This is a genomic window from Neobacillus drentensis (genome assembly GCF_036965245.1).
GTDB classification, from domain to species: domain Bacteria; phylum Bacillota; class Bacilli; order Bacillales; family Cytobacillaceae; genus Neobacillus; species Neobacillus drentensis_G.
Map to the genome: position 1 here is coordinate 1536 of NZ_JBALPG010000170.1, position 7771 is coordinate 9306.

At 39.2% G+C, this 7771-nt stretch carries 6 protein-coding genes; 1 reads left to right on the forward strand and 5 read right to left on the reverse strand.

The features are described 5' to 3' along the window. Positions 1–238: hypothetical protein (locus V7150_RS24095; RefSeq protein WP_335523295.1), on the forward strand; the 238-nt coding region annotated here is incomplete at its 5' end. A gap of 194 nt (positions 239–432) precedes the next feature. Here V7150_RS24095 and V7150_RS24100 read toward each other — a convergent pair. The 5 genes from V7150_RS24100 to V7150_RS24120 all read right to left on the reverse strand — a co-directional run bounded on the left by V7150_RS24100 (position 433) and on the right by V7150_RS24120 (position 7465). Then, positions 433–1083 (reverse strand): amino acid ABC transporter permease, encoded by a 651-nt coding sequence (locus V7150_RS24100; RefSeq protein WP_335523297.1) that lies wholly within the window; start codon positions 1081–1083, stop codon positions 433–435. Positions 1084–1094: 11 nt separating this feature from the next. After that, positions 1095–1748, reverse strand: a complete 654-nt coding sequence (locus V7150_RS24105; RefSeq protein ID WP_335523299.1) for an amino acid ABC transporter permease — start codon at positions 1746–1748, stop codon at positions 1095–1097. A gap of 71 nt (positions 1749–1819) precedes the next feature. Continuing rightward, positions 1820–2635: a transporter substrate-binding domain-containing protein gene (locus V7150_RS24110; RefSeq protein WP_335523300.1), complete on the reverse strand. Its 816-nt coding sequence runs from the start codon at positions 2633–2635 to the stop codon at positions 1820–1822. An 18-nt stretch (positions 2636–2653) separates the two neighbouring features. Next, positions 2654–3382 (reverse strand): amino acid ABC transporter ATP-binding protein, encoded by a 729-nt coding sequence (locus V7150_RS24115; protein WP_335523303.1) that lies wholly within the window; start codon positions 3380–3382, stop codon positions 2654–2656. Between the two features lie 1053 nt (positions 3383–4435). Beyond that, entirely contained in the window at positions 4436–7465 is a 3030-nt protein-coding gene (locus V7150_RS24120) for an efflux RND transporter permease subunit (protein WP_335523304.1), read from the reverse strand. Positions 7466–7771: the final 306 nt, after the last annotated feature.

Sequence of the window (7771 nt, forward strand, 5' to 3'; positions counted from 1 at the left end):
GGTGTTTCTCTTAAAAAAGAAGGCTAACATCGATGTAGAAGGGGTCTACGTTGGCATTGCACTAAAAAAAGAGAGCAAACATCAATGTAGATTAGCGACATCCATTCGACTTAATTCCTTATATACTATACTAATCAATCGATTGATTAGTATAGCGTTAAAGTGCCGATTTATAAGGTTTATTATTGCCAAGCAGAAAAGAAATTTGTCGAGAGTAGGGGAGCTATCTAGCAGGTAAAAACCAACAATTCAACAATAGTAGATTGGCTTAAATTCATTGAAAAAATCATACTCATCGGGCAGTGACTCGCTAGTATTGGCCAGTAAGACTGGCTGAAACAAAACTAAGGCACAACTAGCTCGTCCACTAGCTGTGCCTTTTTCCGTGCAAAACTTCCGATTGTTCATTTTAGAAGCGTCATCTTGCTTCCTTTATACTTGCCTGCTTTCAAGTCTGCGAGCAATTAATGACAAGCAATAGTTAACAATAAAGTACATGAAAGCAACTACAATAAAGATTGGAACAATGTAATTAACGTTTTGGGCATAGAGGATTTGGGCATTATGCATGAATTCCGGTAAAGCAATAATCACGCACAGTGAAGTGTCCTTCAATAAAGAGATAAATTGGCTGACAATCGGTGGAACCATTCGCCTTAGGGCTTGTGGCATGACAATATGCCATAATGTCTGGGTATACGTTAACCCTGATGAACGGGCAGCTTCAATTTGTCCTTTATCGATTGAATTCAAGCCGCTTCTTACAATCTCAGCCAGCATCGCTGATTCAAATATAGTCAATGCTGATATCGCCGCAACCGTGATGCTTGGCTTAATTCCTACTTCCGGCAGGGCAAAAAAGGTAAAGAAAATAATAAGTAACAGCGGCAGATTCCGAATCGTTTCAACAATCAATGCCACGACCTTCGATAGGAACGGAATTTTTGCATATCGTAAGGTCCCTAACACGATTCCAATAATAAAGCTTAGTACAATAGAGACAAAGGCAATGTAAAGCGTCACCTTAAAACCATCAGCGAGGAATTTTAAATTATCGACTGAGAGAGCTCCTGCAATATCCATAATTCCCCTCCTTAATGGCTTCTAGCCAAGCGTTTTTCCAGATAACCTACGCCAAGACTTAATGGTATTGTTAACACAAGATAAAACATCCCTACAAAAATATATACATCAAATGTAACGAATGTATGGGAGGATACAAGATCACCGAAGTACATTAAATCTAAACCAGCAATCATTCCCAAAATAGCGGAGTTTTTTACAAGATTAATAAACTGGTTGCCAATTGGAGGAATAACTATTTTTATCGCTTGTGGCAAAATAATTATCCGCATCGCCTGCAAATAGGTTAGACCTGATGATCTTGCTGCCTCCATTTGTCCTTTCGGTACAGATTGTATTCCAGCTCGAATCGCTTCCGCAATAAATGAAGCCGTATAAATGGCAAGGGCAATCGTACCTGCCACAAATCCAGATAACGTTACACCGATTGCAGGAAGACCGATATAAAAGAAGAAGGCTATGATTAGAAGAGGAATATTTCTGATAAACTCAACATATACGCTGCCAATCCAATTTAAAGGTTTAATTGGTGCGATTCTCATAACTGCTACAATCACACCAATAATAAAGCTTCCTATCAGGGCAATGATACTTGCCAACACTGTGTTCTTAAATCCTTCTAAATATGTATCCAAGTTATTTATCAGTATCGAAAAATCAAGCATATAGATCTCCCCCCTTTTCTTAAGAAGTGATCAGGATGAGCATGGTCTGCCCATCCTGATATCAGTAGCTGTTAGTTCGATTTGATCCATTTTTTGTGAATTTCATCGTACTTTCCGTTATCTTTCATCTTCTTTAAAGCGCTATTAATCGCGTCAACTAATTCTTTATTACCCTTTTTAACCGCAATTCCGTATGGCTCTTCTGTAAAAGTACCACCGACCAACTCATAGTTTGAATCTTGGTCAGCCATTCCGTATAGAATGGAGTCATCTGTTGTTAAGGCATCGCCCTGACCGGATTTCAACGCTGTGAAGGCTTCCGTATAGTTTTCAAATTCTAATACAGTTGCGTCTGGGGCTTTTTCACGAATATTTATTGCGGATGTTGAGCCTTTAACTGCAAGAACCTTCGTATCCTTTTTCAAATCTTTAAGTCCTTTGATCGGGCTTCCCTTTTTGACAAGCAGTGATTGTCCTGCATCAAAGTAGACATCTGAGAAATCAACCTCTTTTTTTCGTTCCTCTGAAATCGTCATTGTTGCAACGATCGCATCAATATCGCCATTGTTTAACATCGGGATACGAGTTTTGGATGTAACCTCCTTAAACTCAACCTTTTTCTCGTCACCAAGAATGTCTTTTGCCAACTCTTTTGAAATATCAATATCAAAACCTTCTACTTTGCCGGTAGATGGGTTCTTAAGTCCAAATAATCTTGTATCATATTTTACACCGATCACAATTTTATCCTTCGATTTAATTTCTTCTAAAGCATTTTTTGCTGTACCTGCCGTTTCTTTTTCTCCCCCTTTGCCGCATGCTGAAAGAAGCATGGAAGCCGATAATAATAGAATGCCGGCTATCTTACTTGTTTTACTCTTAAACATATAAATCCCCCTTTGTTTTTAATGATTTAATATACGGCTGAGGAATAGGCGCGCTCTTTCTTCCTTTGGATTCGCGTAAAAATCAGCCGGATTTCCCTGTTCAAGTATTTGCCCGTGATCCATAAAGATAATGCGATCAGCAACCTCTTTTGCAAATCCCATTTCATGGGTAACGACGACCATCGTCATCCCTTCCTTTGCCAGCGTTTTCATAACATCCAGCACTTCACCAATCATTTCAGGATCCAGAGCAGAAGTAGGCTCATCAAACAGCATAATTTCAGGCTTCATAGCAAGTCCTCTTGCAATCGCAACCCTTTGCTGCTGGCCCCCTGATAATTGAGATGGATATGCGTTTGCCTTATCGGGTATACCTACTTTTTCAAGATAATATCTTGCTACTTTCTCAGCTTCCTCTTTTGATTGTTTTAATACCATCAAGGGTGCAGTCGTAATGTTTTCAAGAACGGTTTTATGCGGATATAAGTGAAAATGCTGAAATACCATCCCGATATTTCGTCTTAACTGATTGATATTTGTTTTTTTGTCATTTACCTTCAACCCGTTAACAGTTAATTCCCCATCAGAGATCGTTTCCAGATGATTAATACAGCGAAGCATCGTACTTTTCCCCGATCCAGAAGGACCTATGACAACGACTACTTCACCTTTATTAATTTCTAGATTAATATTTTTGAGAACATGAAAGTCTCCATAAAACTTGTTTACAGAATCAAATCGAATCATACCAATCCCCCTCTCTGTTGTTTTTAATAAGTATGTAACCCATCCAATTGTAAGAAAAGCGCAAGCTTCATTTGCGCGGTGTATAAACTGGAGCGCTTCGACTGAGATAAAGGAAACACGGAGAGTAATAGCGATCCGATGTTGACTTATCGTAGGGAGAAGAGCGAAGTCTATTAGCCGTTGGGCGATGAAGCTGGACATTTCTCGAAGTCGAATTTATACTTTCTTAATCTTGTGAGAAAAAATAAACTTTCGATTCTTTAGAATAAATAAACAATTGATGGTATATTAATATACTACAATTCATTTCAATATTAGTAAACACCAATTCGGAAATTTGCGAATATTCCTAAGTAAGCAAGGAAACTGTTCTTACAGCGGACAATTGAAAATATTAAGATAAAAATAGGCATAACTAACTAATTAATTTCTCTTTATTACTCTCTATAATTAGACAACACTTGACCATTCACTACAAATTTCCCCTTCAACCAAACGTTTTATGAAAAGACTGTAATCCTTGATATTTACGTCACTTCCCCTCCCAATCCACGAAAAATGTGTTGAAATGTGCACGAATGTTTAGATATGAATAGAGCCCAAACATCTATTTTCACTAGCAAACATTTAAGAGTGCCCTTTTTCCTACATTCATTATCCCAATTAAACGATTTAGGGAATAATTCCTATTTTTCCTTACCTTCTTTGAAAAACTTTTATAATATTATTATAGGAATATTTTTCCTTTGTGGAATTTTTGCACTTTTGTATCTTCTATATATTCTGCATAAGGTGATAGCATCTATGGTATTTGACGACATTATCATATCGTTTATAGTAGGCTTTCTGGAAAAGGCAACTTGAGGGCACTAGCACAACTAAAGCTAAAGTGGGGATGGATCTTCCCTCTGCTATTAGTCGTTCAATTAGCCGTTTTTATGGTGCAATACGATAGCAAAAAACCACCCAACTAATTTAGTTAGGTGGAATTATACTAATTCGTCTAATAATAATAAACACCCTAATTTTTGTGGATATTTAAATTAAACCCACTCACGCTGATTCCTTTCCAGTTACCTTATCAGTAGTCTTCTTAGATAACCGCCCTTTTACCGATTTCATTACATGATAAGTAGTCGGCACAATCACCAAGGTTAATAGAGTGGATGTCAACAACCCTGAAATAACAACAATCGCTAGAGATCTTGAAATTAATCCCCCTTCACTTGAGAGTGCTAATGGTAATAATGCACCGATTGTTGCAAAAGCCGTCATGAGAATTGGGCGAAGACGCGTTTTTCCAGCCTCTAGTAAAGCTTCTTTGACCTCTATACCCTTCTTCTCATTCTGCTTCACTCGCTCCATCAAGACAATCGCATTTGTGACAACAATACCTATTAACATCAGAAACCCAACTAAAGCCGGCATACCAAGTGCTTGATTAGTAAGATATAATCCTAGTAACCCGCCTGAAAATAAGAATGGTAACGAAGATAGGATAGCTACTGGCATTAACATATTCCCAAATGCTATAAGCATCACGATAAATACAAGTACTACTGCCACTGCCATAGCAATCATCATATTGGTAAATCCTTCATTCATCGCTTGCGCTTGACCTTCTGAACGATAAGTTACCCCTTTTGGTAAATCTACTTTTTTAAGTCGTTTATCGACCTCCGCTTGCACACCGGAGGAATTATCCGTCGTGATCCGGCCAGTAACCTGGACATATGGCTGCTGATTTAAACGATACAAAGCGGAAGGACTAGGTGCTTTTTTTAGGGCTGCCACTTCTGAGAGGCTTACTTGCTGCCCCATCGGATTGGTCATTTTTTGACTCATAATATCATTGATGGTGTTTACGGAGGTGCTATTCAATGACAAATTTACACTAGTTGTTTTCCCTTCTACTTGCATATCTAAGACAGTATCACCTGAAATGAGTTCTCTCACGTATCCCGCAATCATAACGGGACTAACCCCTTTTTCTGCCGCTTTATGATCATCTATTTCCAATTGGAGCTGTTCCTTCACTCCTGTGAGGTTGGATTCTACATTTTCTAAGCCATCGATATCTTTAATCTTATCGGTAATTAGTTTCCCGGCTGTTTCTAAGTCTTTGGCATTCCCGCCCTCGATAATTAACGCTAAACCACTGGTTCCCACAATACCAACAGGAGAAAGGGCTACCTGCATTTGATCATCCAGTTTTTCTACTTTTGATCTCACCCTTTTTTCAAAATCACTTGTTTGAGCCTTAGTGATGTCATCCTTTAAATCAATGGAAAAACGAATATGTTCGCCATTCACAATCGTTTGTAAATGTTTGATTTGCTTTTCCTTTGCTAAAATATCTTCTACTTTAACAGCAATATCGTTCGCTTTATCCAATGAAGTTCCATCTGGTAAATCTCCTGCTAACCGGTAGGAGACAGCTTTTTCTTGAGGTAAAAAATTCTTTGGAATCATAGGAACTAATGCCAGTGACCCGGCAAAAAGGATGACAGCCAAAACTATTGTAACAGCCCTCTTATTTAATACCCATGACAGCAGATGCTTATAGGCTTTTTCAAAAAATGTTTCTTTCACCTCTTGATGTTTAATCCGCAGCAAAAATAGCTTTGCTAATAATGGTACAACGGTCAACGAAACAAATAAGGAAAACGCGAGTGCAACAATGACTGTAATGCCAAACGGCGCAAAAAAACGACCAATTATCCCTGGAACAAAGGAAAGCGGCCCGAATACGGCAATGGTAGTAAGGGTGGAAGAGGTAATCGCTCCTCCGACTTCTTTTGCGGCTGTCAAAACCATTCTTTCATCACGTCTTGTGCTAGTTAAGGTTCGACGGTAAATATTTTCAATGACGACAATCGAATCATCAATAACCCGTCCAACGGCAACCGCAATTCCAGCCAGGGTCATCATGTTTAAGCTATAGCCAAAATATTTCAATGTAATCATCGAGGCTAATATCGATAATGGGATGGACAGAACAGCGACAATCGTTGCTCTTATATTACGTAGGAATAAGAACGTAACAATAACAGCAAATAAGGTGCCAAGTAAGACTTCCCGCAGCATACCATCAACTGATGTTTTCACTTCTTTGGATGTATCATATAATTTCGTTAATTTGTAGCCTGCAGGAAGATCTAATGCATCCAGCTTTTCCTTTGCTTCCCCCACCACTTCAACGGTATTGGAGCCTGGCTGTGCCTTCATCTCAACCAAAACAGCTGGCTTTTCATTTAATCGCGTGTAGACCATTTCCTTTTTGTTGCTATATGAAACTTCGGCGATTTCTGACAAGCTTACTTGTTGCATTCCGGCAGGTCCTTGAGCCAATATTTGAATCTTTTTAACATCCTCAACTGAATCCAGCTTGAAATCGGCTTGTATATTGAACGTTTTATCTTCAACATTTACCTGCCCAGCAGGGAATGAAAAATTGTGTGCTACTAGCGTTTGCTTGACTGTCTCATACGTCATCTCATGCTGCTTCATTTTTTCTGGATCGAGTTTAATCGCTACTTCCTTTTCGGTCTCACCCGAAATATCAATGGTTCCAGCTCCATCGATTCCTGTCAATGCCGGCTTAATCTGCTCATTGATAAATTGAGTCAGGTCCGATTGATTAGCTTTTTCAGACGAAAGCGCAAATGTAAATACAGGTATGGCAGATGGCCCATCCTTTAGAATATCAGGCTTTTCTGCACCCGCAGGCAGCTTCATGGAAGCGACTGCCGTTGTTACATCCTTTTCTGCTTCGTCCATATCCTTGCTCATTTCAAATTCAAGAATTCCCACTACAATATTACTGTGTGCTTCAATATATAAATTATCTAATTTCTTGATTCCTGACAGTGTTTCTTCTAATGGCTTACCAATATCCTCTAATCCCTGTTCAGGAGTTGCCCCAATATAGGGAACCTGGACGACAATATAAGGAATGTCGACATTAGGCATTGATTCCATCTTCATCGTTCTGACTGAATAAATCCCCCCAGCAATCACCATTAACATGGCAATAAAAATAACCCCTGCGTTCTTTAGTGAAAAATTAATCCACGATTTCATCCCTTCTCTTCCCCTCCGCTTGTTTTAAACCACCCGCTGTTTCTTCTCCTAGCGATTGGTTAATTTACCCTTTTCATTATAGAATTTCCAGTTTGACATCAGCATCGGGCAGTTGCTGTAATATCATCTACAACCTGAGACCTAGGAAATTTCATTAGCAACATTTAGTTTAGTACTCCGCAATGAAGCGGGGGGATGCGGGGAGGCGTTCGGATTCGGGAAAGGCTTCGGATTCGGGAAAGCGCTCGGATTCGGGAAAGCGCTCGGATTCGGGAAAGCTTTCGGACGCGGAAAAGCTTTCGGACG